Source organism: Bradyrhizobium sp. HKCCYLRH3073, from assembly GCF_051167995.1.
Taxonomy (GTDB): Bacteria; Pseudomonadota; Alphaproteobacteria; order Rhizobiales; family Xanthobacteraceae; genus Bradyrhizobium.
This window is the reverse complement of record NZ_JBNPUD010000010.1, coordinates 1-26,569: the sequence shown is the minus strand read 5'-3', so window position 1 is coordinate 26,569 and position 26,569 is coordinate 1. Positions and strand designations below refer to the sequence as shown.

Annotated in this window: 23 protein-coding genes; 17 read left to right on the top strand and 6 right to left on the bottom strand. The window is 66.8% G+C overall.

Annotated elements, in window-relative coordinates:
* Positions 1-49 precede the first annotated feature (49 nt).
* From ACQR1X_RS22620 to ACQR1X_RS22600, 5 genes are all read left to right on the top strand, one after another.
* The gene (locus tag ACQR1X_RS22620; protein ID WP_315802080.1) at positions 50-580 is read left to right on the top strand and encodes a c-type cytochrome; all 531 of its coding nucleotides are present in this window, start codon (positions 50-52) and stop codon (positions 578-580) included.
* Positions 577-1,209: a hypothetical protein gene (locus ACQR1X_RS22615; protein ID WP_316181662.1), complete on the top strand. Its 633-nt coding sequence runs from the start codon at positions 577-579 to the stop codon at positions 1,207-1,209. Before ACQR1X_RS22620 ends, ACQR1X_RS22615 begins: the two co-directional genes overlap by 4 nt.
* Before the next feature lie 81 nt (positions 1,210-1,290).
* Positions 1,291-2,841, top strand: a complete 1,551-nt coding sequence (locus tag ACQR1X_RS22610; RefSeq protein WP_434899595.1) for an AMP-binding protein — start codon at positions 1,291-1,293, stop codon at positions 2,839-2,841.
* A gap of 42 nt (positions 2,842-2,883) precedes the next feature.
* The gene (locus ACQR1X_RS22605; protein ID WP_434899594.1) at positions 2,884-3,822 is read left to right on the top strand and encodes an AEC family transporter; all 939 of its coding nucleotides are present in this window, start codon (positions 2,884-2,886) and stop codon (positions 3,820-3,822) included.
* Between the two features lie 28 nt (positions 3,823-3,850).
* Entirely contained in the window at positions 3,851-5,563 is a 1,713-nt protein-coding gene (locus ACQR1X_RS22600; protein WP_434889453.1) for a thiamine pyrophosphate-binding protein, read from the top strand.
* 4 nt (positions 5,564-5,567) lie between these two features.
* On the opposite strand, the gene ACQR1X_RS22595 is transcribed toward ACQR1X_RS22600, so the two are convergent.
* Positions 5,568-6,878, bottom strand: a complete 1,311-nt coding sequence (locus tag ACQR1X_RS22595) for an MFS transporter (protein ID WP_434899593.1) — start codon at positions 6,876-6,878, stop codon at positions 5,568-5,570.
* 154 nt (positions 6,879-7,032) lie between these two features.
* Between ACQR1X_RS22595 and cyoA the strand changes: the two genes are divergently transcribed.
* From cyoA to ACQR1X_RS22560, 7 genes are read left to right on the top strand one after another with little or no spacing between them, the layout of a single operon-like run.
* Entirely contained in the window at positions 7,033-8,208 is a 1,176-nt protein-coding gene (cyoA, locus tag ACQR1X_RS22590; protein ID WP_434899592.1) for a ubiquinol oxidase subunit II, read from the top strand.
* Positions 8,209-8,217: 9 nt separating this feature from the next.
* Entirely contained in the window at positions 8,218-10,227 is a 2,010-nt protein-coding gene (gene cyoB, locus ACQR1X_RS22585) for a cytochrome o ubiquinol oxidase subunit I (protein WP_434899591.1), read from the top strand.
* Positions 10,224-10,853 (top strand): cytochrome o ubiquinol oxidase subunit III, encoded by a 630-nt coding sequence (gene cyoC / locus ACQR1X_RS22580; protein ID WP_315802088.1) that lies wholly within the window; start codon positions 10,224-10,226, stop codon positions 10,851-10,853. The genes cyoB and cyoC overlap by 4 nt, the downstream gene beginning before the upstream one ends.
* A complete protein-coding gene (cyoD, locus tag ACQR1X_RS22575; protein WP_315752397.1) occupies positions 10,850-11,209 on the top strand; it encodes a cytochrome o ubiquinol oxidase subunit IV in 360 nt (119 codons plus the stop codon). Before cyoC ends, cyoD begins: the two co-directional genes overlap by 4 nt.
* Entirely contained in the window at positions 11,209-12,033 is an 825-nt protein-coding gene (locus tag ACQR1X_RS22570) for an SURF1 family protein (protein ID WP_434899590.1), read from the top strand. Before cyoD ends, ACQR1X_RS22570 begins: the two co-directional genes overlap by 1 nt.
* Positions 12,034-12,087: 54 nt before the next feature.
* Complete coding sequence (locus tag ACQR1X_RS22565) at positions 12,088-13,440, top strand: ATP-binding protein (protein ID WP_434899589.1); 1,353 nt, start codon at positions 12,088-12,090, stop codon at positions 13,438-13,440.
* Positions 13,430-13,963 (top strand): response regulator transcription factor, encoded by a 534-nt coding sequence (locus ACQR1X_RS22560; RefSeq protein WP_315802091.1) that lies wholly within the window; start codon positions 13,430-13,432, stop codon positions 13,961-13,963. Before ACQR1X_RS22565 ends, ACQR1X_RS22560 begins: the two co-directional genes overlap by 11 nt.
* Before the next feature lie 146 nt (positions 13,964-14,109).
* On the opposite strand, the gene ACQR1X_RS22555 is transcribed toward ACQR1X_RS22560, so the two are convergent.
* The 3 genes from ACQR1X_RS22555 to ACQR1X_RS22545 are packed head-to-tail and all read right to left on the bottom strand — an operon-like array spanning position 14,110 to position 18,864.
* A complete protein-coding gene (locus ACQR1X_RS22555) occupies positions 14,110-16,071 on the bottom strand; it encodes a MacB family efflux pump subunit (RefSeq protein WP_434899588.1) in 1,962 nt (653 codons plus the stop codon).
* On the bottom strand, positions 16,071-17,360 hold the full coding sequence (locus ACQR1X_RS22550; protein WP_434899587.1) for an efflux RND transporter periplasmic adaptor subunit: 1,290 nt from the start codon (positions 17,358-17,360) through the stop codon (positions 16,071-16,073). Before ACQR1X_RS22550 ends, ACQR1X_RS22555 begins: the two co-directional genes overlap by 1 nt.
* 28 nt (positions 17,361-17,388) lie before the next feature.
* Complete coding sequence (locus ACQR1X_RS22545) at positions 17,389-18,864, bottom strand: efflux transporter outer membrane subunit (RefSeq protein ID WP_434899586.1); 1,476 nt, start codon at positions 18,862-18,864, stop codon at positions 17,389-17,391.
* A 230-nt stretch (positions 18,865-19,094) separates the two neighbouring features.
* Between ACQR1X_RS22545 and ACQR1X_RS22540 the strand changes: the two genes are divergently transcribed.
* Both ACQR1X_RS22540 and ACQR1X_RS22535 read left to right on the top strand, forming a co-directional pair.
* Positions 19,095-19,862 (top strand): response regulator, encoded by a 768-nt coding sequence (locus ACQR1X_RS22540; RefSeq protein ID WP_315802094.1) that lies wholly within the window; start codon positions 19,095-19,097, stop codon positions 19,860-19,862.
* Positions 19,852-21,219, top strand: a complete 1,368-nt coding sequence (locus ACQR1X_RS22535) for an ATP-binding protein (RefSeq protein ID WP_434899585.1) — start codon at positions 19,852-19,854, stop codon at positions 21,217-21,219. Before ACQR1X_RS22540 ends, ACQR1X_RS22535 begins: the two co-directional genes overlap by 11 nt.
* A 78-nt stretch (positions 21,220-21,297) precedes the next feature.
* Here ACQR1X_RS22535 and ACQR1X_RS22530 read toward each other — a convergent pair whose 3' ends face one another.
* Entirely contained in the window at positions 21,298-22,068 is a 771-nt protein-coding gene (locus ACQR1X_RS22530; protein WP_434899584.1) for a DUF2147 domain-containing protein, read from the bottom strand.
* 463 nt (positions 22,069-22,531) lie between these two features.
* Here ACQR1X_RS22530 and ACQR1X_RS22525 point away from each other — a divergent pair, with 463 nt between their 5' ends.
* Together ACQR1X_RS22525 and ACQR1X_RS22520 are read left to right on the top strand one after the other, a co-directional pair.
* A complete protein-coding gene (locus ACQR1X_RS22525) occupies positions 22,532-23,722 on the top strand; it encodes an extensin family protein (RefSeq protein WP_434899583.1) in 1,191 nt (396 codons plus the stop codon).
* A 280-nt stretch (positions 23,723-24,002) separates the two neighbouring features.
* On the top strand, positions 24,003-24,269 hold the full coding sequence (locus ACQR1X_RS22520; RefSeq protein WP_434899582.1) for a hypothetical protein: 267 nt from the start codon (positions 24,003-24,005) through the stop codon (positions 24,267-24,269).
* Positions 24,270-24,397: 128 nt separating this feature from the next.
* On the opposite strand, the gene ACQR1X_RS22515 is transcribed toward ACQR1X_RS22520, so the two are convergent.
* A complete protein-coding gene (locus ACQR1X_RS22515; protein ID WP_316181692.1) occupies positions 24,398-25,012 on the bottom strand; it encodes a class I SAM-dependent methyltransferase in 615 nt (204 codons plus the stop codon).
* A gap of 269 nt (positions 25,013-25,281) precedes the next feature.
* Here ACQR1X_RS22515 and ACQR1X_RS22510 point away from each other — a divergent pair, with 269 nt between their 5' ends.
* A complete protein-coding gene (locus tag ACQR1X_RS22510; protein WP_316216447.1) occupies positions 25,282-26,394 on the top strand; it encodes an IS4 family transposase in 1,113 nt (370 codons plus the stop codon).
* The last annotated feature ends 175 nt before the right edge of the window (positions 26,395-26,569 follow it).

Here is a 26,569-nt window from a genome sequence, read left to right as displayed (position 1 = left end):
AGGCATGTCCTCCGCTCTGCCCCTATCCCCTGTTCGACAAGAAGATCAGATGAAATTCAGTGCGATCACGCTCGCTGTGGCGTCGGCTCTCGTCCTCGGTTCTGCTTCGCTCGCGTCGGCGCAGTCCGCGGCGCCGACGGATCCGACCGAGGCCGGTAAGGCCGTGTTCAAGCGCGCGAACTGCGTCGGCTGCCACAAATGGCATGGCAATGGCGGTGGCGGCTATGGCGGCGACGCGCTGTCGCTGCGCAAGACGCAGCTCACCCGTGACCAGATCATCGAGACCGTGACCTGCGGCCGGCCCGGGACGGGCATGCCGTACTTTGCGCGCGACTCCTATGACACGGCGAAGTGCTACGACATGAGCCGCCAGGATGTCGGCGAGCGCATGCCGCCCGAGGGCGGCGTGTTCCTGCGGCCCAACGATATCCAGGCGGTCGCGGATTACGTGCTCGCGCACATCAAGGGCCGCGGCGAGCCGAACTACGACGAGTGTACCGCGTTCTTCGGGAACACGTCGCGGGTCTGCGATATCTACAAGACGAATGCCGCCAAGCCTGCAAGCGAGCCATCGAAATGAAGCGGTCAACCTGCGCTGCGATCTTCGCCACGTTCGTGCTGTCGTTTGTGATGCATGCGGCCTCGGCGCAGGCCGTACCGAACTACGATTTGCGCGACATCACCGTCGGCATGCCCGTCGGCGACCTGCCCAATGAGGGCTATGTCAATCTGACTTGCGCCAAGGATCCGAATCGCAAGCTCAATGCGTGGTCGGCGTGGCGCGACTGTCCAGCGGACGCGCAGGCGCGGCACGCGGTGCGCTTCGATTTCGATCCGGAGACCAGCCAGGACGGCACCAAGGTGGCCGGTCATCCCGTGCTGCTGACGGTCCTGGTCGACGACAAGGGCACCGTCACCGGCCTGACGATCGAGACCGATCCGAAGGCGCGGCTCTATATTCGCAAGAAGGCCTTCCTGCTCGGCAACCAGGTGAAGTCGCGCTATGGCGCCGAGGGCTGGGAGTGCAAGGAGCAGCAGCCGACCGCAGGCGAGCAGCCGGTCGGGGGCGTGTTCCTCCGCGAGGTCTGCAAGAAGACGGTGCCCGGCCGGACGCTGACGGTCGAGCGCGAGCTGTTCCGCAAGCCGGACCAGGACATCAAGAGCTTCGTCGATCAGACGCTGGTGCGGATCACGAGGGATATCAACTAGTCCGTCGCCGATCTTCATCGCGCTCCGCTGGAGGCGCGCGCCAGTCGGCGTCGTGAACCCGGCCGCCGGGAGGAAACGACGATGAGGGATCTCTTGAATTTCGGGCAGATGCTGTCGGCCCATGCGCGCATGTCGCCGCAGCGCACCGGTGCCCGCGATCTCGAACGTGCGATGAGCTTTGCGCTGTGGAACGAGCGCGCGTGCCGGCTCGCCAACGCGCTGCTCGGGCTCGGCCTTGCCAAGGGCGATCGCGTTGCGATCCTTGCCTACAATTGTGTCGAATGGTGCGAGATCTATGCGGCCACGGCCAAAGCCGGGCTGGTGGCGCTGCCGATCAATTTCCGCCTCACCGCGCCCGAGATGCAGTTCATCGTGCAGAATGCCGAAGCGGCCGCCGTCATCGTGCAGGACGAACTCGTGGGCCTGGTCGAGGAGGCGCGCAAGGATCTCGGCATCGCCGACGACCGCTTCGTCCACTTTGGCACCAAGCCGCGTCCGGCAGGCTATCGCGGCTACGAGGACATCATCGCCGCGGCTGCGGACCGCGAGCCGGATCAGCAGGTCGCGCTGTCCGATCCGTGGACCCTGATGTACACCTCGGGCACCACCGGCAAGCCGAAGGGCGTGCTGCGCAGCCATCGCAGCGCCGTCCTCCTGTCGATGGTCACCGAGATCGAGCTGAAGCTGAGCCGCAACGACGGCGCGCTGCTGGTGATGCCGATGTGCCATGCCAATTCGCTGAACTTCTTCGGCGCGTTCGGCTATATCGGCGGCGTCAATTCGATCTATTCGCGCAAGAGCTTCGATCCCGAGCACGCGGTGACGACGCTCGCCGATGGCGGCTCCACCTTCACCTCGCTGGTCCCCACGCACTACATCATGATGCTCGATCTGCCGCGAGGGTTGCGCGCGGAGCACGATTTCAGCGCGGTCACCAAGCTGATGATCTCCTCGGCGCCGGCGCGCCCGGAGACCAAGCGCGAAGTGATGGAGATGTTTCCGAAGTCCGGCCTCTACGAGCTCTACGGCGCGACCGAGACCGGCTGGGTCACCATGCTGCATCCGCACGAGCAGTTCACCAAGCTGGGTTCGGTCGGGCGCGAATGCGTCGGCGCCGCGCCGATCCGCATCCTCGACGAGGCAGGCCACGAGGTGCCGGACGGCGAGGCGGGTGAGCTCTATTCGAGCAACGCGCACACGTTCGACTGCTACTGGCGCCTGCCGGAGAAGACCGCGGAGGCGTTCCGCGGCGACTATTGCTCGGTCGGCGACATGGCCCGCCGCGATGCCGACGGCTATATCCATCTCGCCGACCGCAAGAGCAACATGATCATCTCCGGCGGCGAGAACATCTATCCCTCCGAGGTCGAAGCGCAGGTCGGAGCCCATCCGGCCGTCAAGGACATCGCCGTGATCGGCCTGCCCGACGACAAATGGGGCGAGCGGGTCCATGCCGTGATCGTGCCGCGCGACGGCATGACAGTGAACGAGCACGAGCTGGTCGATTGGGCCAAGGAGCGTCTGGCCGGTTTCAGGCGGCCGCGGTCCTATGCTTTCATCACCGACGCCGAGATGCCGCGCAACGCCACCGGCAAGATCCTGCATCGCGAGCTGAAGAAGAGATTTTCGTGAGTTGGTCGCTGCAATGCGCGGCGCGTCTGATATGTAGCTGCGATGCAGGCTGTTCTCAATTCCGCTCTTCCCATCTTCGCGTTGATCCTCACGGGGTTCCTGTGCGGCTGGTTCAATGTGTTCGACCGCACCGCGACCGACAATCTCAATCGCTTCGCGGTGTATCTCGCGCTGCCAGCGCTGATCTTCACCGCGATGTCCAAGATCGGCGTCGAGCAGGTCAGCCAGTTCGGCTTCATCGGCGCGTTCTGCGGCGGCATCGCCGCGACCTTCACGACCGGCTTCGTGATCAGCCGCCTGCGCGGCCGCCGCGCCGCCAATGCCAGCATCGAGGGGCTCGATGCCGGTTACAGCAATGTTGGCTTCATGGGCATTCCGATGTGCCTCCTGGTGTTCGGCCCGGACAGTGCGCCGGCCTCGATCATCGCGACCCTGTTCACGGCCTGCGTGCTGTTCCTGTTCGCGATCGTCGTCGTCGAGATGGATCTGCAGAAGGGCGCCACCTTGGGCGGAACGATCGCCAAGGTGGCGCGTTCGCTGCTGACAAGTCCGTTGTTCATCGCGCCCGTCGCCGGACTCGCGGTCGGCCTCAGCGGCTTCGCATTGCCGGCGCCGTTCATGAGCTTCACCAGCCTGCTCGGCGGCGCGGCCTCGCCGGCCGCTCTGGTCTGCATCGGCCTGTTCCTGGCGCAGGAGCGCGTCGTCACGCACGATGCGACATCAATCGCGATCCTGGTGTCGCTGAAGCTGCTGATGCAGCCCGCGGTGACCGCGCTGCTCGCCTTCCACGTCTTTTCGATGCCGCCTCTCTGGTCGCATTCGGCCGTCATCCTCAGCGCGTTGCCGATCGGCTCGGGGCCGTTCACGATCGCCAAACTGTATGGGCTCGAGGCGGGTGTCACGTCGGGCTCGATCCTCGTCTCGCACATCTTCGCCGTCCTCACCGTCTCGCTGCTCGTGGCCTGGCTCGCGCCGGGCTGATCGCAACTTCATTCGCTGGAGTGGTCCGATGAAGATCTCCCCCGACAGTGCCGCCGACCTGATCGCCCGCCTGCTCAAGCGCCGCGGCGTTGCCCGCGTGTTCGCGCTGTGCGGCGGCCACATCATGCCGATCTGGATGCGGCTCGATGCGGAAGGCATCCGCATCATCGACGTGCGCGACGAGCGCGCGGCCGTGCATATGGCGCAGGCGCATGCGGAGCTGACTGGTGAGCTCGGCGTCGCCCTCGTCACGGCTGGGCCCGGCATGACCAACGCGATCACCGGCATCGCCAACGCCCACGTCTCGCGCGCGCCGGTGCTGGTGATCTCGGGCGGCAACCCGCGTCCGCAGGAGAACCGCGGCGGCCTGCAGGACATGGACCACACCCAGCTCGTGCGTTCGATCACGCGCTACGCGCGCACCGTGCGCGAGCCGTCGCTGGTGCTGCAGGAGCTCGACGAGGCGATCGCGCGCGCGTTCGGCGACGACGGCGAGCCAGGACCTGCGTTCATCGATTTCCCGGTCGACACCTTGCGCGGCATCGTGCCCAAGGCGCTGCAACTGGAGGAGCATCTCGCGCCGAAGCCGCGGGCGGCGCCGCGGCCCGACCAGGCCGAGGTCGAGAAGGCGGTCGAGCTGTTGTGGTCGGCGCGGCGCGTGCTCGTCATCTCCGGCCGCGGCGCGCGCGGCGCCGGCCCTGAGCTGATCGCGCTGCTCGACCGGCTCGGCGCCGTCTATCTCGACACCGGCGAGAGCAGGGGGCTCGTGCCCGACGATCACCCCTCGGTGGTCGGCGCGATGCGCGGCGCCGTCATGGGCGATGCCGACGTGGTGCTGACGGTCGGCCGCCGGCTCGACTTCCAGCTCGCCTACGGCTCGCCGGCCGTGTTCAAGGACGCCAAATTCGTCCGCATCAGCGACACCGCGAGCGAGCTGCGCGACAATCGCCGCGGCGCAGCCGAAATCCTCGCATCACCTGCGGAAACTCTCCGGGCAATGGTTGCGCTCGCGGGCAATCGCGAGTCGGCTGTCGACAAGCAATGGGCTGGCAAGCTCCGCTCCGCGCATCAGGAGCGCGCGGCCAAGCTGCGCCAGAGCATGGCGACAGCGCCGGCCGGCAGCGACGGACGGTTGCATCCGAACCGCGTGCTGTCGGCCCTGCAGGAGGCGATCGGCAATGATGCCGTGGTCATCACCGACGGCGGCGATTTTCTCTCGTTCGCCCGCGTCGGCCTGAGCGCGCCGCTGATGCTCGATCCCGGCCCGTTCGGCTGCATCGGCATCGGCGTGCCCTATGGCATCGCCGCGAGCCTTGCCTTTCCCGACAAGCCCGTGGTGGTCGCGACCGGCGACGGCGCCTTCGGCTTCAACGCGATCGAGGTCGACACGGCCGTGCGCCACAAGGCGCCGGTGCTGATCGTCGTCGCCAACAACGGCGCCTGGCAGATCGAGGTGCACGACCAGACCGTGACCCATGGCAAGGTGGTCGGCACCAGGCTGCAATTCGCCGATCACGCCGCGATGGCGCGCGCCTTCGGCATGCATGCCGAGCGCGTCGAGACCGCGGAGCAGCTCGGCCCCGCCATCCAGCGCGCGCTCGCGAATCGCCCGGCGCTGCTCGATGTGGTGGTGACGCCGGAAGCGGTGTCGTCGGATGCCAAGACCGGGCTCGCATGGGTGCCGGATCTGCAGCCGCTGGCAGCGTGGGACGAGGCGGAGCGCAAGTGGCGCGGCGTGTGAGGCCTCACACCTGCTGCAGCTGCCGCGGCGCGCTGAGCCACAGCGCGAGCAGGGTGCAGACGGCGCCGGACAGCAGATAGCCGCCGGCCGACAGCAGGCCGAGATTGGCGGCCAGCACCAATGCCGCCAGCGGGGCGAAGCCGGCGCCGAACAGCCAGGCGAGGTCCGCTGTGAGCGCCGATGCCGTATAGCGATAGGTGCGCGCGAAATTGGCGGCGATCGCGCCGGAGGACTGGCCGAACGACAGGCCGAGCAGGATGAAGCCGAGCACCATGTAGATGGTCTCGCCGATCGGGCCGGCGTCGAGCAGTTGCGGCGCGAAGCCCGAGAACACCGCGATCGCGATCGCCGAGCCGATCAGGAGCGACTTGCGGCCGATGCGGTCGGCCAGCATGCCGGACGCGACAATGGCGACGACGCCGAACACCGCGCCGACCGCCTCGATGACGAGGAAGCGCGCCGGCGTTTCCTTGGTGAACAGGAACACCCAGGACAGCGGAAACACCGTCACCATGTGGAACAGCGCGAAGCTCGCCAGCGGCGCGAACGCGCCGATCACGATGTTGCGGCCCTCGTGCCGGATCGTGGTCATGACGCGCGCCGGCTGCAATTCGCGCGACTGGAACAGCTCGTCATATTCAGGCGTCACCACCATGCGCAGCCGCGCGAACAGCGCCACGACGTTGATGGCGAACGCCACGAAGAACGGGTAGCGCCAGCCCCAGTCGAAGAAGTCGGCCGCGGAGAGATAGCCGACGAAGAACGCGAACAGCACGCTGGCGACGATCAGCCCGAGCGGCGCGCCGAGCTGCGGGATCATCGCATACCAGCCGCGCTGGTGCTCCGGCGCATTCATGGCAAGCAGCGACGCCAACCCGTCCCAGGCGCCGCCCCAGGCGAGGCCCTGGCCGATCCGCGCCAGCGCCAGCAGCCAGATCGCGGCCGCACCGACGGTGTGATAGCTCGGCAGGAAGGCGATCGCGACCGTCGAGGTGCCCAGCAGGAACAATGCGGTGATCAGCTTGGCGCTCTTGCCGTAGCGGCGGTCGATCGCCATGAAGATCACGCTGCCGAACGGGCGGGCGATGAAGGCGAGCGCGAACAGCGCGAACGAATACAGCGTCTGCGTCAGCTCGTCGGCGAACGGAAACACGAGGCGCGGAAACACGATCACCGAGGCGATGGCGTAGACGAAAAAGTCGAAGAACTCCGACGTGCGCCCGACGATCACGCCGATCGCGATCTCGCCCGGATGCGCCTCATGCGAGCGGGACAGATGGGTTTCGCCGTCGGCGGTCGCCGCTGCCTGTGTCATCGCGCTGCCTGCAGTCCTCTCGTACTCTATTGTCGCCACGTAATTGTCGTCCTCGGCGCCGCTCCGGTATTGGACAAATTGTCCAATGTCGGCCGTGTCGTCCGATCGCTAGGTGAGGCCTCGTTCAGAGATCCGCCGTGCGACGAGGTTGAGCGTGCGTTACTGGAAATTCTTAGGCATGCTGCCGCTGGGGCTTGCGCTCGGAGGCTGCAATCTGGTCGTGCTCGCGCCCTCCGGCGACGTCGCCGCCCAGCAGCGCGATCTCGTGATCATCGCCACCGTACTGATGCTGCTGATCGTGATCCCGGTGATGGCGGCCACGGCCATCGTGGCTTGGCGCTACCGCCAGTCGAACCAGGCGGCGACCTACACGCCGGATTGGGATCACTCCACCCAGCTCGAGCTTCTGATCTGGGCGGCGCCGCTGCTGATCATCATCTGCCTGGGCGCGGTGACGTGGATGGGTACGCATCTGCTCGATCCCTATCGCACGCTCGGACGCATCTCCGCCGAGCGCGCGGTGACGCCGCAGGACAAGCCGCTCGAGGTCAACGTCGTCGCGCTCGATTGGAAGTGGCTGTTCATCTATCCCGAATACGGCATCGCCAGCCTCAACGAGCTCGCAGCTCCCGTGAACCGGCCGCTCGATTTCAGGATCACCTCGTCCTCGGTAATGAACTCGTTCTATATTCCGGCACTCGCCGGCCAGATCTATGCGATGCCGGGCATGCAGAGCCGGCTGCACGCCGTCATCAACAAGCCCGGCATCTATCGCGGCTTCTCGGCCAACTACAGCGGCTCCGGCTTCTCCGGCATGCGCTTCGCTTTCCGTGGCCTGTCGGATGCGGACTTCGCCGGATGGGTCGACAAGGCCAAGGCGAGTGGGCAGGAGCTCAACAAGCAGGATTATCTTGCGCTCGAGCGTCCGAGCGCCAATGAACCGGTTCGCCACTATGCCTCGGTTGACAGCGACCTGTTCCGCGCCATCCTCAACATGTGCGTCGAGCCCGGCAAGATGTGCATGAGCGAGATGATGGCGATCGACGCGCAGGGCGGCATGGGCATGGCCGGCGTGCGCAACACGCTGCCGCTCGCCTATGACAAGTTCGCCGGCCGCGGCGCCGTGTTCGGCGCCGAGCCGAGCTTCGTTGCCGGCGGCGTCTGCCTGCCGGGCGATCAGGTCACGCGGATGGCCGACGATTCTTCGCCGACCGTGCTGGCGCCGCTGGACTGGACGCCATTGCAGGGGAGCGGGCTGGCGCGGCCCGGCCTGCTGCGGCCGTCCAAGGCATCCTTCATCACGGGGCCAACCTCAAAGTCGGATTCGTGAGGGTCCATCATGTTCGATACAGCAGAGCTCACAAAGATCATCTTCGGCCGGCTGACGCTGGAGTCGCTGCCGCTGCACGAGCCGATCATCGTCGGCACCTTCGCCATGGTCGCGCTCGGCGGTCTCGCGCTGTTTGGCGCGATCACCTATTTCCGGCTGTGGGGCTATCTCTGGAAGGAGTGGTTCACCACCGTCGACCACAAGCGCATCGGCATCATGTACATGGTGCTCGGCATCGTCATGCTGCTGCGCGGCTTCGCCGATGCGCTGATGATGCGCCTGCAGCAGGCGATCGCCTTCAATGGCTCCGAAGGCTACCTGAACTCGCACCACTATGATCAGGTGTTCACGGCGCACGGCGTGATCATGATCTTCTTCGTGGCGATGCCGCTGGTCACCGGCCTGATGAACTACGTCGTGCCGCTGCAGATCGGCGCCCGCGACGTGTCGTTCCCGTTCCTCAACAATTTCAGCTTCTGGATGACCACGTCCGGCGCCGTGCTGGTGATGTGCTCGCTGTTCGTCGGCGAGTTCGCGCGCACCGGCTGGCTGGCCTATCCGCCGCTGTCGAACCTGTCCTACAGTCCGGATGTCGGCGTCGACTATTACATCTGGGCGCTGCAGGTTGCCGGCGTGGGAACGTTGTTATCCGGCGTCAACCTGATCTGCACCATCGTCAAGATGCGCGCCCCCGGCATGACCATGATGAAGATGCCGGTCTTCACCTGGACGTCACTGTGCACCAACGTCCTGATCGTCGCCTCCTTCCCGGTGCTGACAGCGGTGCTGGCGCTGCTGTCGCTCGACCGCTACGTCGGCACCAACTTCTTCACCAATGATTTCGGCGGCGATCCGATGATGTATGTCAACCTCATCTGGATCTGGGGCCATCCCGAGGTCTACATCCTCATCCTGCCGGCGTTCGGCATCTTCTCCGAGGTGACCTCGACCTTCTCGGGCAAGCGGCTGTTCGGCTACACCTCGATGGTCTACGCCACCGTCGTCATCACCATCCTGTCCTATCTGGTCTGGCTGCACCACTTCTTCACCATGGGGTCGGGGGCCAGCGTCAACTCCTTCTTTGGCATCACCACGATGATCATCTCGATCCCGACGGGCGCGAAGATGTTCAACTGGCTGTTCACGATGTATCGCGGCCGCATCCGCTTCGAGCTGCCGATGATGTGGACGGTCGCCTTCATGCTGACCTTCGTGATCGGCGGCATGACCGGCGTGCTGCTCGCGGTGCCGCCGGCCGACTTCGTGCTGCACAACAGCCTGTTCCTGGTCGCGCATTTCCACAACGTGATCATCGGCGGCGTGCTGTTCGGCCTGTTCGCCGGCATCGCCTATTGGTTCCCGAAGGCGTTCGGCTTCAGGCTCGATCCGTTCTGGGGCAAGCTGTCGTTCTGGTTCTGGACGGTGGGCTTCTACCTTGCCTTCATGCCGCTCTATGTGCTCGGCCTGATGGGCGTGACGCGTCGCCTGCGCACCTTCGACGATCCGAGCCTGCAGATCTGGTTCGTGATCGCCGGCATCGGCGCGTTCCTGATCCTGCTGGGCATCGCGAGCTTCCTGATCCAGATCGCGGTCAGCATCCTGCGCCGCGAGCAGCTCGCCGACGTCACCGGCGATCCCTGGAATGCGCGCACCCTGGAGTGGGCGACGTCGTCGCCGCCGCCGGCCTACAACTTCGCCTTCACGCCCGTCGTCCACGACAACGACGCATGGTGGGACATGAAGCGCCGTGGCTACACCCGTCCGCTCGCCGGCTTCAAGGCGATCCACATGCCGAGCAACACCGGCACCGGCGTGATCCTGGCAGCGCTGAGCACCACCATGGCGTTTGGCCTGATCTGGTACATGTGGTGGATGGCGGCGGGCAGCTTCGTCGCGCTGCTCGCGGTCGCGATCGGCCACACGTTCAACTATCACCGCAGCTTCCACATCCCGGCCGATGAGGTCGTCAGCGCCGAGCGTGCGCGCACCGAGCTGCTCGCGGCAGGAGCCAAGTCATGACGGTCGCGATGGGCACATTGAAGGCCGGCGAGCCGGTCTTCTACGTCGTCGACGAGCACGAGCACGCCGAAGGCAGCAGCACGATGCTCGGCTTCTGGATCTATCTGATGAGCGACTGTCTCATCTTTGCGATCCTGTTCGCCGTCTATGGCGTGCTCGGCGCCAAATATGCCGCCGGTCCGGCGCCGAAGGACCTGTTCGACCTGTCGCTGGTCGCGGTCAACACCTCGTTCCTGCTGCTGTCCTCGCTTACCTATGGCTTCGCGATGCTGTCGATGCAGCAGAATCGCGTCGGCGCGATGCAGGCCTGGCTCGTGGTGACCGGGCTGTTCGGCCTCGCCTTTCTCGGCATCGAGCTGACCGAGTTCGCGCACATGATCCATGAGGGCGCGACGCCGCAACGCAGCGCCTTTCTGTCGTCGTTCTTCACGCTCGTTGGAACCCACGGCCTGCATGTGACGTTCGGTCTGGTCTGGCTGGCCACGCTGATGGTGCAGGTCAGGACCCACGGCCTGATCGAGGCCAACCGCCGCCGGCTGGTCTGCCTCAGCATGTTCTGGCACTTCCTCGATGTGATCTGGATCGGTGTCTTCACCTTCGTCTATCTGATGGGAATGCTGCGATGAGCTCTGATGCACACGCGCACGGCTCGGCCGACGACCATGCCGGCACGCGCTCCGGCCAGCTGATTGGCTTCGGCGCCTCCGTCGTCCTCACTGCGATTCCGTTTCTTCTGGTGATGAATGGCTCGCTCGACAAGCAGGCAACCGCGCTGATCATCATGGCGTTCGCGGCCGTGCAGGTGGTCGTTCACATGATCTTCTTCCTGCACATGAACACCAAGGCCGAGGGCGGCTGGACCATGATGGCGCTGATCTTCACCATCATCATGGTGGTGATCGCGCTCTCGGGCTCGCTCTGGGTCATGCATCACCTGACCACCAACATGATGCCGGTGCACGAGATGGGCCAGACGCCGTGATGTCGGCTCCTGCCGACGGGGCAGGGGAACACGATGAGGCCGGCCGCGGGCGATCCGGCGCGCTGCGGCTCGCGATCGGCGCGGCGTGGGTTGCGTGCGTCGCGATTCTGCTGGCGCTGGGCGTCTGGCAGATCGAGCGGCGGGCCTGGAAACTCGACCTGATCGATCGTGTCGAGCGCCGCGTTCATGCCGAACCTGTGCCGGCGCCGGGCCCGGCGGATTGGCCGGCGATCAATCGCAGCGATGACGAGTACAAGCGGGTGACACTGAGCGGCCGCTTTCTCAACGATCGCGAGACGCTGGTGCAGGCGCTGACGGTCGAGGGCTCCGGCTATTGGGTGGTGACGCCGCTGCAGACCGCCGGCGGCACCGTGCTCGTCAATCGTGGCTTCGTGCCCGCGGATCGCCGCGCCCGCGCAAGCCGCAGCGCCGGGAACCCGGATGGCACGGTCAGCGTGACGGGATTGCTGCGGCTCTCCGAGCCGGGCGGCGGCTTCCTGCGCCACAACGATCCCGCGGGGAATCGCTGGTATTCACGTGACGTCGGGGCGATCGCGGCGGCGCGCGGTCTGTCCGACGTCGCGCCATTCTTCGTCGATGCCGATGCGACCCCGAATCCCGGCGGGCTTCCGATCGGCGGACTCACCGTGATCTCGTTTCCGAACAACCATCTGGTTTACGCGCTCACCTGGTTTACATTGGCTCTCATGCTGGCCGGCGCCGGGCTGCAGCGGCTCCGCCGCGCGCAGCGTGACCCGAAGCGCCGGCGGCGCAGGATGTGGAATGGGATCAGCGGCGGCAGGACATGGGTGGATGCGGGGTGACGTGTTGAGGGATCGAAGCTTCCCGTTCTGGCGGCGGAGACCGGACGTGGCCTCATGAGAAGCGAGGCGCCCAACCTGCCGTTCGGAGCCGTGGCCGCGATCGCCACACCCGAGATCAACACGCCGCTGCCGACCAGGGACGCGACCAACCGCAAGAACATGGTGCTGCTGATCCAGCTGCGCTGGATCGCCGTGGTTGGCCAGATCGTCACCATCGGCTTCGTGACCACCTGGTTCGGCATCGCGCTGCCGGTGCTGCCGATGGTGGCGATCATCTGCGCGCTGGTGGCGCTCAACGTCGCCAGCCACATCTGGCTGCGCAGGCGCGACGACGTCGGCAATCGCCATTTGCTGATCGCCCTGATGCTGGACGTGGTGGCGTTGACATCGGAGCTCTATCTCACCGGCGGTGCGTCGAATCCGTTCACGTGCCTCTATCTGCTGCAGGTCACGCTGGGGGCCGTGCTGCTCGATGCGCGCTCGTCCTGGTCGCTGGTCGCACTGACGGTGCTCAGCTTCATCTGGCTCACCATCGAGTACCGCCCGCTGCAACTGCCGCAGCATCACGTCAGCGATGCCTTCACCCTGCACATCACCGGCATGTTCGTCGGCTTCGTGCTCGACGCCGTGCTGCTCGTCGTGTTCGTCACCCGGATCAACCGGAACCTGCGCGAGCGCGACGCCAAGCTTGCCGATCTGCGCCAGCACGCCGTCGAGCAGGATCACATCATCCGCATGGGCCTGCTCGCCTCAGGTGCCGCGCATGAGCTCGGGACCCCGCTGGCGTCGATCTCGGTGATCCTGAACGATTGGCGGCGCATGACCGCGATCTCTGCCGATCCGACGCTCGCGGAGGATTTCACCGAAATGGAAGCGGCGGTGCAGCGCTGCAAGTCGATCGTGACTGACATCCTGGTCTCGGCCGGCCAGGCGCGGGGCGAAGGCTCGGCGCCCACGACGTTGAAGGCGTTCCTGACGACGCTGGTCGCCGAATGGAGCGCGGCGCGCTCGGCGCGCAATCTGACGTTCCGCAACGAGTTCGGCTCGGATCCGACGATCGTCTCCGACGTCGCGCTGAAGCAGGCGATCGTCAACGTGCTCGACAACGCGTTCGAAGTCTCGCGCGAGTGGGTGGAGTTCGTCGCCGAACGGGACGGCGATCAGCTGCTGCTCAGCGTCAGCGATCGCGGGCCGGGTTTTGATCCGGCGATGCTGGGCCAGCTCGGACGTCCCTATCAGTCGAGCAAGGGCCGCCCGGGGCGCGGTCTGGGCCTGTTCCTGGTGGTCAACGTGATCCGCAAGCTGGGCGGCAGCGTTTCGGCCTGGAACCACCGGGGACGTGGGGCGACCGTACGGCTGTCGCTGCCGTTGTCGACGCTTGTGATTGGAGAGCGCGATGGCGAATGACATGTCTCTCCTGATCGTCGAGGACGATGACGGTTTTGCACGCACCCTGAAGCGCTCGTTCGAGCGGCGCGGCTACGAGGCCGTGATCGCGGCGTCGCTCGAGGACGTCGACCAGGCCGTCAAGGAGAAGACGTTCGGCTATGCCGTCGTCGATCTCAAGCTCGGAGGCGCCTCAGGCCTCGTCTGCGTCGAGAAGCTGCACGCGCATGATCCGGAGATGCTGATCGTGGTGCTCACGGGCTTTGCCAGCATCGCCACTGCGGTGGAGGCGATCAAGCTCGGCGCCTGCCATTATCTCGCCAAGCCGTCGAACACCGACGATATCGAGGAAGCGTTCCGCAAGGCGCAGGGCAATGCGCAAGTGGCGCTGGCCGAGCGTTCCACCTCGATCAAGACGCTGGAGTGGGAGCGTATCCACCAGACCCTGATCGAGACAGACTTCAACATCTCCGAAGCCGCAAGAAGGCTCGGCATGCATCGCCGGACTCTGGCGCGCAAGCTGGAGAAGCGCCCGGTGAAGTAGGATGGTCTGCTGTCGTTCGCAGCGATGGAAAGCAGCTAGTTCGGCAGAGCGTGGCAGGCTCCCTCTCCCCGTGAAGAACGGGGAGAGGGAGCGCACTACCGTCGTGGCGAGCACCTACTCTGCCGGTCGCTCATGCGCGCCTCAACCTACTCCCTCGCCAGCGCCGTTGCCGGATCGAGCCGCGAGGCGCCGCGGGCGGGCATGTAGCCGAAGCCGATGCCGATCGCCATCGACGTGACCGCGGCGCCGACCATGGCCAGCGGCGAATAGATCAGCTGGAAGCCGACGTCGAGCGCGTTGAAGATCGTGCCGAAGCCGACCGCGAGCGCCAGGCCCAGCGCACCGCCAAGCAGGCAGACCAGCACGGCCTCGATCAGGAACTGCATCAGGATGTCGCTGCGCCGCGCGCCGACCGCCATGCGCACGCCGATCTCGCCGACGCGCTCGGACACCGACACCAGCATGATGTTCATGACGCCGATGCCGCCGACCAAGAGCGAGATCACGGCGATGGCCGCCACAAGCAGGGTCAGAACCTGCGTCGTGCTCTCGACGGTCTTGCGGATGTCGTCGGTGTTGAGCACGAAGAAGTCCTTGGCGTTGTGCCGTGCCGTCAGCAGCGCCGTCGCGGCGCGCTCGGCCGCCGCCATCGGCGTCGCCTCGTCGACGCGGACGCTGATGCTGCGCAGCACCTGGTTGCCGAGGAAGCGCGCCTGCACCGTGGTGTAGGGCAGATAGACGATCGGCGTGGAGCTGGAGCCGAACCCGGCCTGCTGCTGCTTGGTGACGCCGACGACGCGGCAGGGCACCTTGCCGATCAGGATGACGCTGCCGAGCGGACTGACGTCGGAATCCGGAAACAGCGCCTTGCGCGCATTGTCGTCGATCACGGCGTCCTGGGCGTAGGATCGCACGGTGTCGGCATCGAGATAGCTGCCTTCCGCGAGCTCGGTGTTCTTGACGCGGAAATACTGCTCGCCGACGCCCGAGATCTGGGCGCTGACCTCGACGGCGCCGAACCGCAAGGTGCTGGTGGTCGAGACCGTCGGCGAGATCGCATCCACATAGGGCTGCTGAGCCATGACCTTGGCATCCGCGAGCACCAGCGTCCTGATCTTGCTGGAACGGGTGTCGCCGAAATCCTTGCCGGGAAAGAATTCCAGCGTGTTGGTGCCGAGCCGGTTGATGTTCTCCAGCACCCGCGCCTGCGAGCCGCGGCCGAGCGCCAGCACCATGACGACGGAGGCGACGCCGATGATGATGCCGAGCATGGTGAGGAAGGCGCGCAGCCGGTGCGCATTCATGGCGAGCAGCGCCATCCGTGCCGCCTCGCGGAAGCGGTCGAGATGACTGCGCCACCATGACGGCGCCGGCGATCCGGCGTCCTCGGCCGCAGCGGCAGCCGCCGGCCCGGGCGAAAGTGGATTGGCCTTGTCCGAGATGACGCGGCCGTCCTGCAGCTCGATGATGCGGCGCGCGCGCTGCGCGACGCCGGCATCATGCGTGACGATGATGACCGTGCGGCCGGAGGCGCTGATCTCGTCGAGGATGCGCAGCACCTCCTCGCCGCTGGCGCGGTCGAGCGCACCGGTCGGTTCGTCGGCGAGGATCACGTCGGGATCGTTGACCAGCGCGCGGGCGATCGAGACGCGCTGCTGCTGGCCGCCGGAGAGCTGTCCCGGCCTGTGATCGGTGCGGCTGCCCATGCCGAGCCGCTGCAGCAGCGCCTCGGCCTTGCGGCGCCGGGCCGACGGGCCAAGCCCCGCATAGACGGCGGGCACCTCGGCATTCTCGGTGGCAGTGAGCTCGCCGAGCAAATGATAGCGCTGGAAGATGAAGCCGAAATGCTCGCGCCGCAGCGCCGCCAGCTCATCCGGATCGAGCGAGCTCATTTCACGTCCGGCGATCCGGTAGCTGCCGGACGTCGGACGGTCCAGACAGCCGAGGATGTTCATTAGCGTCGACTTGCCGGAGCCCGACTGGCCGATGATCGCCACCATCTCGCCGCGCGCGATCCGGAGGTCGACGCCGCGCAAAGCGTGGACCGTGCCTTCGCCGGACGCGTAGCACCGTCCGACATTCTGCAGGTCGATCAGGACCTCGGTCATCATGCGCCTCCGGGCGGTGGCGGCATCACGGTTTGCTTCGGGCCCTGCTCGGGCGCCGAGATCACGACCCGCTCGCCCTCGCGCAGGCCGGACTGCACCTCGGCCCTGATCTTGTTGTTGAGGCCGATCCGCACCGCGCGTTTCTCCAGCGCGCCTGCGCCATTGAGCACGCGGACGTTGTAGCTGCCGTCCGGATTGGCATTGCCCAGGGCCGACGAGGCGATCGTCAGCACGTTGCGCGCTTCGCCGAGCAGGATGTGGACCTCGGCCGTCATGTAGGTCATCAGCCGCCCCTCAGGATTGGCGACGTCGAACACGCCGTTGTAGTAGATCGCCGACGATGTGGATGATGACGACGTGCTGCTGCTGCTCGATGTCGCGGTCGAGCTCGAGGAGAAGCTCGAATCGCTCTTGATCGATTCCGGCGCCGGCTCGATCGTGCCGAGCGTGGCCTCGTAGCGGCGGTCGGGATCGCCGAGGATGGTGAAGTAGATGTTCTGTCCCGGCCGGACCCGGACGACGTCGGCCTCCGAGATTTCGACGCGCACCGTCATGGTCTCGACCTGGCCGAGCACGACGATGGTCGGCGCCGACTGCACCGCATTGACGGTCTGGCCCTGCTGGGTGACGATCGACAGCACGGTGCCGTCGATCGGGGCCGTGATCTTGGTGTAGCCGAGATTGACGCGCGCGGTTTCGATCGCGACCTCGGCCTCGACGATCTGTGCGTCCAACTGCGCGATCTGGGCCTGGGTCTGCTTGGCGGTCGCCTCGGCGCTGTCGTAGTCGGCGCGCGACGAGGCCTTCTGCGCCAGCGTGACCTGCTGCCGCGCCAGGTTCGCCTCGGCGAGCGCCAGGGTGGCGACTTTCTCGTCGCGTTGCGCCCGGACGTTGCGCAGACTCGCCTCGTTGGTGCGCAGCGTATTCTGTTGCGTCAGCGAGTCGATTTCGGCGATCAGATCGCCGGCCTTGACCTTCTGTCCCAGCTTGACGTTGAGCGCGACCAGCCGTCCCGACGCCTGGGCGCCGACCGCCACCAGCTTGACCGGTTTCAGCGTGCCGGTGGCGAGCACGGTCTGCTCGATGTCGCCGAGGGTGACCGGCGCCGTCACCAGGTTGGCGTTCGGATTGCGTGTGAACCGGGTAACGAACAGGAGGGCCAGCGCGAGCGCGACGAGCAGGCTGATGATCAGCACAGCCCGGCGGCGCGGACGCGTCGGCTTCAGCACCGGCGGGACGCCGTCTTCCGTAGCGGACGGTCGGGGCATGTGGGGCAGGGGTGCGTTCATCGCCTTGACTTCGAAAGGGCTGCGGAAATTACCTGGGCGCGCCGACCTGTGCGAGATGCGGGCCGGTGCCGCCGTCGACGATTTCGGGAACCGAGCTGTCGACTGCGCCGGTCCAGCCGCCGCCGAGCGCCTTGGCCAGCGCCACGTAGTTCTTCGCCAGAGTGGCGCGACTCGCGAGTAGGCTGTCCTCGGCAGTGAATTGCGAGCGCTCGGCATCGAGCACGTCGAGGAACGTGCTGGAGCCGGTCTGGTAGAGCGAGCGCGACAGCCGTGCGGCCTCGCCATAGCGCCGCGCCGACTCGCTCAGGCTGCGGATGCGGATGCGCTCCTGGCCGAGGCTCACGATGGCGTTCTCGACGTCCTCGAGCGCGCTCAGCACCGCGCTGCGCCAGGCGACGTGGTATTCGTCGCGCTGCGCTTCCGCGACCTCGACGGCGGCCTGCAGCTTGCCGCCGTTGAAGATCGGCACCGACAGGCTCGGACCGATCGACCAGCCGATCGTCGAGCTCTTGCCGAGATCGCCGAGCTTCAACGCCGTGGTCGAGACCGTGCCGGTCAGGCTGACATCCGGGTACAGCGCAGCCGTCGCCTGTCCGATCTTGGCGGTGAACTGCGCGAGCTGCCGCTCCGCCTTGCGCACATCGGGGCGCATGACCAGCACGTCGGCCGGGATGCCCTTGGGCAGCGGCAGGCGCGGCGACGGGATCGGAGTCACCAGCGACAGGCGGAGGTTCAGCGCCGTCGGGTCGCGGCCGAGCAGCACGCCGAGCCGATGCACAGCCTGCTGATAGCTGCTCTCATAGGTCGGGATGGTTGCTTCCGTGCTGGCGGCCAGCGCGCTCGCCTTGGCGGTGTCGACGGCCGAGGCCGAACCGGCATTCTGCTTGCGCTCGGTCAGCGCCGCGGTCTCGCGCTGCGAGGCCGCGGTGCGCCGCGCCAGCGCCGCGCGCGCCTGATAGGCGCGCGCATCGATGTAGTTGGAGGCGACGTCGCCGACCAGCGTCAGCAGGGTCGCGCGCAGATCGTCCTCGGCGGCGTCGACGCCGTAGCCGGCGGCCTCGACGGCGCGGCGGTTGGCGCCGAACAGATCCAGCTCCCAGCTCGAATCGAAGCCGGCCTGGTACTGGCTATAGGTGGTCGGAGCGATCGCGATGCCATTCGTGGTGCTGCCGGCGCTGCGGGTCTCCGTCGCCGTGCCGGTGCCGCTCACGGTGGGGAACAGCGCGCCGACGGCCTGGCGCTGCGTCGCCCGCGCCTCGCGGATGCGCGCCTTGGCGGCGGCGACGTCGAGATTGCCGTCGACCGCTTCGCTGATCAGCTGATCGAGCAGCCCATCGTTGAGGTTGCGCCACCACTGCGCGAGCTTCAGCGTCTGCGCCGGCTGGTTGCGGTCGCTGCTCCAACGTTGTGGCACGCCGAACTCCGGCGTCACGTAGTCGGGGCCGACGGCGCAGCCGGCGAGCAGCGGCGTGGCGAGGCAGAGTGCGAGCAGGACGGGCTTCACGGCGGCTGATACGATCGCGGTTCGACAGGAGGCCGCGCAGGCTGGTCGGCCACGCCGCAGGACTTCCCCGTTGATGTTTGTTTGATGCACAGAGCCTAGGCAGGTTAACGATTGCGCAGGGTTAAGTCGCGTGAAGAAATGTTTCCGCCTTAACAATACAGCTTACTTTCGCCACGATCGCGCGTCGCTTCGGGCTGTTCTTTTTGGCCAAAATCGACCATGTTCCGCGCATGATGTCGTCACACAATACCGTCGTGGCCGCAGACGCAAACATGCCGGCCGCCGCGCGGATCCTCTGCGTCGAGGATGATCGCGAGATCGCGGCGCTGCTCACCGAGCTCCTGCAGGAGCACGGCTTCGCGCCGCGCTTCGTGTCGTCGGCGGCCGCGATGAACGACCTCCTGCAGCGCGAGCAGGTCGACCTCATCATGCTCGACGTGATGCTGCCGGACGACGACGGCATGAGCATCTGCCGCCGCCTGCGCCAGATCTCGACGGTGCCGATCATCATGGTGACGGCGAAGGGCGAGGACATCGATCGCATCCTCGGCCTCGAGCTCGGCGCCGACGACTACGTCGTCAAGCCGTTCAATCCGCGCGAGCTGGTGGCGCGCATCCGCGCGCTGCTGCGCCGGTCGCAATTGCACCCCGCCGTGATCGCGGCGCGGCAGGCGCCGATGACCTTCGACGGCTGGCGCATCGAGCCGGCGACGCGCACGCTGTTCGATCCCGACCGCGTCAAGATCACCTTGACCAGCGCGGAGTTCGACATCCTGCTGGCGTTCTGCCGCAACGCCGGCCGCGTGCTGTCGCGCGAGCAGCTGATCGAGCTGGCGCATGGCGGGCAGGCCGGGCCGGTCGAGCGCAGCATCGACGTTCACATCAGCCGCATCCGCCAGAAGATCGAGCCCGGCGCCAGGAGCTGGACCCTGATCAAGACCGTGCGCCTCGGCGGCTACGTCTTCACGCCAAGAGTCGAGACCATCGATGACGCCTGATAGCAAGCCGTGCCCGCGCCTCGGCCTCACCACGCAGATCGTGACCCTGGCGTCGCTGTCGGTGCTGTTCGGCATGGTGCTGATGATCGCGGCCGCGCTGCTGTTTCTCGATCCGCCCGACGAGCAGGAATCGCCGGCCTACGGGATCGCGCGCGTCGCCGAGGCGGTGCACTTCGTCCGCGCCGCGAACGACCCCGTGGCCGTCGACAGCAGCCTGTCGAGCCTGCGCAGCTCCGGCATCCAGGTCGAGCTGGTGCCGCTGAGCTCGCTGACGCTGCTCGCCAAGCCGGTCAGGGACGTGCCATGGACCTCGCGGCTGGCGCGCCGCCAGCTCAGCGTGCTGCGCGATGTCACCTTGCTCCACGGCGTCGGCTATGGCGCGGCGCCGCCGACCCAGATCATCGTCCAGGTCGACGGCGAGCGTGCGCTGGTGTTCGACGACGTGCCGCGGCTCGAATTCTGGTCGATGGTGCTGAAGCCGGCGGCGGTGTTCCTGTTCCTCATCCTGATCCTCGGCGTGCTGCTGTCGATCTATGCGGCGCGCGCGATCATCCGGCCGCTATCGGAAGTGGCGCGCGCGGCCGCGGCGTTCGGCCGCTCGCCGGGCGCGCAGGAGCCGCTGAGCCGGCGCGGCCCGCGGGAGATCGCCCAGGTCGCCGAGGCGCTCAACGAGATGCAGGCGCGCATCCGCGCGCTGCTCGACGACCGCACGCGGATGCTGGCGGCGATCAGCCACGACCTGCGGACGCCGCTGACGCGGCTGCGGCTGCGCTCGGAGCGGATCGCCCAGGGCGAGATGCGCAGCGCGATGCTGCGCGACATCGACCAGGTCAGCCGCATGCTCGACGAGACGCTCGACTACCTGCGCGACGACACCAAGGCCGAGCAGCCGGCGCGGATCGAGCTCGCGAGCCTGCTCGAGACGATCTGCTGCGACTTCGCCGATGTCGGCCACGCCGTCAGCTTCGATGGGCCGTCGCGGCTGGTCTGCGAGGGCCGGGCGCGGGCGCTGTCGCGCGCCGTCACCAACGTGGTCGAGAACGCCGTCAAGCACGGCAGCGAGGTCGTGGTCAGCCTGTCGACCCTGGCCGACGGCATGATCGCGATCGAGGTCGCCGATGACGGTCCCGGCATTCCGCAGGCGCTGCAGGCGCGCGCGCTGGAGCCATTCGTCAAGCTCGACCAGGCGCGCTCCGCCGGCGGCTTCGGCCTCGGCCTGTCGATCGCGCAGGAGATCATGAAGAAGCATGATGGCGGCATCGCGCTGATGCCGAACGCGCCGCGCGGCCTGCGGGTGCGGCTGTCGCTGCCGCTGCGCGTCGCGATGCCCGCGGCGATCCCCGCCAAGGTGGCGTAGCGGGCGCCACGCGCAGGAAACCCCGCCGGTGCTGATCCCGGCGGGGCCTTTGCGTTCGCCGATGTCGAGGGATGGCGGTCAGCTCACGCGCTTCCAGGTCTGGCCGCCGCAGAACAGGCCGCCGAAGGCGCAGCCCTGGACCCGCAGCGTGCTCGGATTCTTCAGCACCACGGTGGAGTCGTAGTTGCCGCCGCCGTCCGGATCGTGGATGCGGCCGACCCACTTGCTGTCCTTGCGCTTCATGTTGATCAGGATCTTCTCCCGCGTCTTCTCGGCAAAGCCGCAGATGTTGGCGCCGCACGGCTCGATCACGACGTTGCCCTTGCCGCCCTCGGTGGCCCATAGGCCGAGCGGCGAGTTCGGATCGGCTGCCGGCGCCGGAGCCGGCTGAACTGCGGCAGGCGCCGCGGCAACCGTGACCGGCGCGGGTGCTGGCGCCGGCTGTGGAGCAGGCGCGGTCGTAGCGACCGGAGCCGGCGGCACCGGCATCTGCACCGTCGTGGATGGCGCGGCGGCAGCGGGCGCTGCGGGAGCCGGCTCGGCCGCGGCTGGCGTGGCGGCGACGGGCGCCGGCGCGTTGACGACCGGCGGAGCCGCCACGGGCGCCGCTGCGGCCGGAGCGCCGGTCGCAGGCGCGCCGCTCGCCGGCGCATCGTCATCGTCGAGCTTGGAGGATTTCAGCCCGCTGAGGTCGATGCCGGACACCTGCAGGCAGGACAGTGACTGGCAGTTGCGCGGCACGGTGACGCGGATCTTGTGCCCGTCGAAATTGAACGCGATCGAGCTGCCGGCCTGCGCGGCGCTGCTCGCGATCAGAACGGCTGCTGCGGCCAGATACACGGTCTTCATGAATGAGCTCCCTCGGACGGCGTCGTGAACCTGAGGGAACTCTTAGACGCGGGCGACCGCGCGATCTGTGACGAGGGTCACAGCCGGAGAGCCGAAGAGACGATGGGGCCGGGGCCGCACGCGGCCCGTCAATTGATCGATCGGATCGCGGCGATCAGATCATCCCGACGATGATCGCGCCGACAAATGCAAACACGACATACGTGACCACCATGCTCAGCCGATCGGCAAGGCTCATGGGACGGCTCCCGTTTTCGCATCGCTCGCGCACCTGGCGTGCGCTGGCTCTTGACGCCTGCGCTCCGCAGAGCGCGCGCCACACATACAAGATCGGCATCGGCAAAAAAGACAGCGCGGCTGTCGCTTCCCCGTAAAACGACTGCCTTTCACGTCGCGATGGTTTGCGTGCCGTAAAGGGACGGCATTGACAGGTCCTTAAGCAAATTGCCGCAAACCTCTGCATATGACGCGCGGAGTTCGTTTGTATCTCGTCGGCTCCATCGTCCTTGTCTCGCTTGCGGGTTGCGGCCGTGGATTTTTCCAGGAGCGCGAGCCGTGGCGGGCCGAGGCCGAGATCGCCTGCCTGAAATCGGGCGCGGTGAAGGAGAGCGCGGACATCGTCCGCATCGACCCGATCACCGGCCCCGGCATGTGCGGCGCCGACTATCCGCTGAAGGTGGCGGCGCTCGGCGAATCGACCGCGAGCTACGGCTTCGCCGACGAAAGCCTGCGTCCGCCGGCCGCGATCGGCGGCCAGCCGCGCTGGCCGATCAACCCGCCGCCGCAACGCTATGCCCCGCCTGCAACTTATCAGCCACAGGCCGCGCCGCAGCCGGCCTATCCGTCGTCGAACGCGGCCTATCCTGGTCCGGCATCGCCGTCCTACGGCGCCCCGCCCGGCGCGCCGCTGCAACTCGAGCCACCGGCCGGCGAGGACGACGTCGACCAGCCGGCCGACGCGTCCTATCCCGCCGCGCCCTATCGCGGGCAGCCTGCCGGGCGCACCGCCTATCCGCAGCAGGAAGCACCGCCGCGGCTCGGACCGTCGCGCGATCCGGTCGGCACCGTCGGCCCCGTCGCGGTGAAGCCGACCGCGACGCTCGCCTGTCCGATCGTCTCGGCGCTGGACCGCTGGATCGCTGAATCGGTGCAGCCGGCGGCGCAGCGCTGGTTCGGCACCAAGGTCGTCGAGATCAAGCAGATCTCGGCCTATTCCTGCCGCGGCATGAACGGCAATCCGAGTGCGCACATCTCGGAGCATGCCTTCGGCAACGCGCTCGACATCGCCGCCTTCATGCTCGCCGACGGTCGCCGCATCACCGTCAAGGACGGCTGGATCGGCCTGCCGGAGGAGCAGGGCTTTCTGCGCGATGTCCAGGGCGGCGCGTGCCAGCAGTTCACCACGGTGCTGGCGCCGGGCTCCAACGTCTATCACTACGACCACATCCATGTGGACCTGATGCGCCGCGCCAGCCGCCGCCTGATCTGTCAGCCGGCCGCGCAATCCGGCGAGGCGGTGGCGGCGCGCGCGCAGCAGCGGCGCTACGGCTACGGCCAGCGCGGGCCGGACGTCACCAGCTCGATCCCGTCGCGCAAGCAAGCCAAGTCGATTGGTCAGTTGATCAACGAGGAAGACGAATTCCGGGACGATTGAGTGGCAATGGCGAATAGCGCGTCGCATCTCCCGGCCCGACCATCTCCTCACTCTTTGCCATTCGCTTCGCGCTGTGCGCGGCTGTGGATTTCTTTCGCCGTCAGCCGCGCCTGAAGGCGCTCTGTCCCGCCCCGAAACGGAAACGCCGATGTCGCGCGCTGCGCATTAGGAGTCCGTTGACCAGTTTTGCCGTCCGCCATTGGCCGACACTAGACCTGCCACAGTCGCCAGGAACAAGGCGCGCGGGGTTCTGGTTGCTGCCGGATTGGGAGAGGCGGAGATGGCATCGTATCGCATCAAGGCGATTGGGGCGGGCTTCGAGGTCGGCACCGCCGAGCAGGCTGTGCTGGTCTGCCGCTCGCTGAAGACCGCACGCCGCGCCGTCGCCGATGCGCAGCGCCTGGAGCGGATGCCGCCGAAGCCCATCCCCTGGCGTGTGCCGCCGGAGCCAGCGACCGCGGCTGGCGGCGCGGACGATGCCGCGCGCAGCGAGGACAAGGACATCGAGATTCCCGTCGTGTCGGATGGCCCGCCTCTGTGCAGCTGACTGGATCATGATGCGATTCCACGGAATCGCATCATGATCTCATCTCCTTGTTTGAGCATGATCTCCGCGCAAACGCCTTCGGCGTTTGTCGCGAGGGAAAACCGGTTTCCACTTTTCCGGATCATGCTCTAACCGGCGCGGAAGCGGCAGAACTGGAACTGCTGCGTCGCGCCCCACGGCGTGCGATGCGCCTCGGTGCAACTGTTCTCGAGCGTGAAGGCAGGACCCAGCGTTGCGGCCAGGCTGTGGGCGTCGTAGCGCACGATCGGCAGCCCGCTGCACTTCTCCGGACCATCGGGCGCGAACGTGCCGATGATGACGGCCCCGCCGGGCACCACCGCCGCGCGCAGGCGATCGACATAGGCGGCGCGGTCTTCAGGTGCGGTGAGAAAATGGAAGGCGGCCCGATCGTGCCAGACGTCGTAGCGCGCGTCCGGCGTCCAGGTGGTGACGTCGGACGCGATCCACGTCACCCCGGCCGCCGCGGCGCCGAGCCGGCCGCGCGCCGTCGCCAGGGCGGCGTCGGAGATGTCGAGCACGCTGAGCGCGCCGTAGCCTGCCGCGAGCAGCGCATCGACCAGCCGCGAGGCGCCGCCGCCGATATCGATGATCCGCGACGCCGCCGTCGCACCGGCCTCGCGGATCATCCGCAGCGACGTCGCCGGATCGTCCTGGTACCAACTCACCTCGGTCTCGGCCTTGGTGGTGTAGACGTTCTGCCAATGGCTGGCGCGGTCGGGCATGGTATGGCCGTTTGGTGCAGAGGAGGCTCATCCTATCATGAGTTCGCAATATCGTCGCAGGCTGCGAATGCTGCACGAAGAAATCCGAGCGGTCTGAGATGTAACGCAGGCTCTTGCGGCGAGGACGGTGGGCTCCCTCTCCCCGTTCTTTACGGGGAGAGGGTTGGGGTGAAGGGCAGACGCACGGGAAGCGCACGTGGATAGACCTGTAGCCCCCATTGGCGCTAACTTACCATTTTGCTGCCGGAAATGGATGATTCCTCGGTCGAGTGACTGACGAATCGCTTTCGAACGCCGAATGGCTGCGCACTATCGCTCGGTTGGGCGGCGCTGACCTGCTTGAGCATGAGGCTCGGGAATTTGGGGCTTTCAAACGAGCCCGCAAGGTCGAATGTGCCGTGGATCAGCTGCGGCTGGTGCTCGCGTATTGTTGGGGGACGCGCGGGCTGCGATTGACCGCCGCATGGGCTGAGGCGATGGGACTTGCCTCATTGTCGAATGTCGCGCTTCTCAAGCGGCTACGCAACTCGGCGGATTGGCTCGAACAACTGGTCAGCCGGCTGCTCGTTGGGAGCGCAGGTGAGACCTGCCTGGCCGCGGCGAAAGGCCGACCGGTCCGTCTTGTGGATGCCACGGCGGTGGCAAAAGCCGGCCGCAATGATCGCGAATCCGGCGGCGTATGGCGGATACATTCAGCCTTCGATCTGGCGAGCGAACGCTTTACCGCCTTCGAACTGACGGATGAGAGCGAGGGCGAGGTCATCGATCGCGCCGGTGTCGTGCCGGGCGAAATTCGCGTCGGCGATCGTGCCTATCTGCAGCCCGATCGGGTCGCCAAGGTGCTTGCTGAAAGCGCTGATATCGTAGTGCGCGCCAAATGGAATGGCGCTCGTTGGCTCGACGCCGACGCGAACCGTCTCGATCTCATTGCTCTGCTAAAAAAGTCGCGTGGCAAGGGACTGGTTGATCGGCCCGTCTGGATCAAGGCTTCGGCGAAAGAGCCTATCGCATTACGTCTGGTGGCGATCCGAAAGCCGAAGCAGGCGCGCGATGCCACGATCGAAAAGATCACGCGCCGGGCACGAGACATGGGCCGCAAGCTGCAGCCCGAGACGTTGGTCGCGGCCGAATGGGTCATCATCATCACCTCGCTCGATCGCGATGAATATCCACTTCCAGCAATCAGCAGCCTCTATCGATTGCGGTGGCGCATCGAGATCGCCTTCAAGCATCTCAAGAGCAGTATCGGCCTCGCGCGACCACCGGGCGAGGATCCCAGGAGTGCGAGAGCGCACATCCTCTGTCATCTTCTGCTGGCGCTGCTGACCGAGCCGCTCATCGCGGAACATCTCGGGGACTCTCCCCGCCGGGAGGCCGCGTGAAGAACGGCGTCTGGCGCCTATTGCGCTTGATCGTCGAGGCCCTCGTCGACGCCGTCATCCCCAAACCCGACGTGCAAACGTTGCAGGCCGCTGCGCGGAACATTCAACGCCATCTCCGAGAGCCGCCAAGAAAACGAGAATACCAAGCGCTAATTTGGTAAGTTAGCGCCAATGG